This is a genomic window from Neiella marina, from assembly GCF_002165625.1.
GTDB classification, from domain to species: Bacteria; Pseudomonadota; Gammaproteobacteria; order Enterobacterales; family Neiellaceae; genus Neiella; species Neiella marina.
In genome coordinates, this window is record NZ_NGNS01000047.1 from 1 (window position 1) to 1416 (window position 1416).

General features: G+C 43.1%; 1 protein-coding gene. It reads left to right on the plus strand.

From position 1 onward, the window contains the following. Positions 1 to 159: 159 nt before the first annotated feature. On the plus strand, positions 160 to 1218 hold the full coding sequence (locus CBE68_RS18825; RefSeq protein ID WP_158100677.1) for an AbiJ-NTD4 domain-containing protein: 1059 nt from the start codon (positions 160 to 162) through the stop codon (positions 1216 to 1218). Positions 1219 to 1416: the final 198 nt, after the last annotated feature.

Below are 1416 nucleotides of genomic sequence, written 5' to 3' on the forward strand. Positions count from 1 at the left end.
GGGGTGTTTATCTGTTTGTTTTTTGGCGAAAGTAATTAGATCAAATCGCCTCATGCGTGTCTATCTTATTGAAAGGAATCAATATTATGAGGGGATTCCTTAGAACGAGGCGTTAGTGTTCTCAACACAGGCAAACACGAGAGATAATAAAGAAGCATAATGCTAACTGATATATTTGCAGACCGTTACCTTGGAATCCAGATGTGGGAAGCCTTCACAGATGTGGAGGAGCGCTTCTTAGTTCAGGGATTTCGCATAGTAAGTGAGCAGCTATTTCCATATTACAGGGATGGCAAAGAAAATCCCGCCTCGAAAGCGAGTTGGACATCGATCCATGACAAGTTAAGTATGGAGCTTGGCTTGGATGAGCTTTCTCCAAAACGATATCATTTCAACACAATTTATAATGGTAAGCCTGTCACTCAAAGTGGGGCTTGGTCTATGGAAAAGGTCTGCAAAGATTTTGTTAACTCAAAATTTGATGGGACAGTATCTGCTGATAGGTTCATTAAAGAAAGACTGAGCTTTATTGAGCTAGCGTTTCGTGAGCGAGAGAATCAACTTAATGAAATTAATAGCAATTTGCCGAAGCAATTGTTGGATGCCCAAATCCAAGATAAGCGAGTTAAACCTGGAGGCATCAGAATTCCGGGTAACCGAGCAGATGGCTTAAAAGCATTTAACGAAACAATTAATGCATCATTTCAAGCTTCCGTTGAAGAATTAAATGAACGTCTACGTCGAGCAAACTTCAATCTTAATTATCATAATGGCTTTATACAGATTTCTGATGACGAACTGCTAGAAGAACAGATTGAAAGAGCGTTCTGGGACATAACTAAAGACCCGCTCTGGGAAAATGTCGACATCGATATGAAGGAGGCAGTAGATCTCAGAGATAGCAATGGTAGAGACCCTGCCTTCTATGCAGCTCGAGCTTTGGAAAGCGCTATTAAGATTATTTCCGACCAGAAAGGATGGACGCACGGCGGGGAAAAAGGCGCACAAAACTATATAGAGAACTTGGGTAGCAAAAAGAATGGCGCATTTATCAGTGACTGGGAGCGAGATGCTTTGAAAGCTTTTTTTGCAGCAGTGAGAAATCCTTTTGGTCATGGCGCAGGAAGTGAAGAAATGCCAAAGCTTTCACAGCAGCAAACTGACTGGGCAATTGAAACTTGCATGTCTTGGGTAAAAACCTTAGTAAAGCGTATGTAGCGAGTTATGTGCCAAGCAAACACTAACAAGGCGTTCAATTCGTTCGCTATCACTCACTGGGACGCGCAAAATGCGGCGCGCCCATTAACGCGGCGCTGGGGGATCCCCTCATAATTCTGGCATCCCTGTTTGGTGAATTTGCTTGATGTAGTGCCCGATAGCCCACCGTATATCTGCGCTGCTGATAGGGTAATCTCG

What these genes read in the sequence shown, in the direction of transcription:
- CBE68_RS18825 (WP_158100677.1), top strand. Translation starts at nt 160, where the DNA reads ATGCTAACTGATATATTTGCAGACCGTTACCTTGGAATCCAGATGTGG.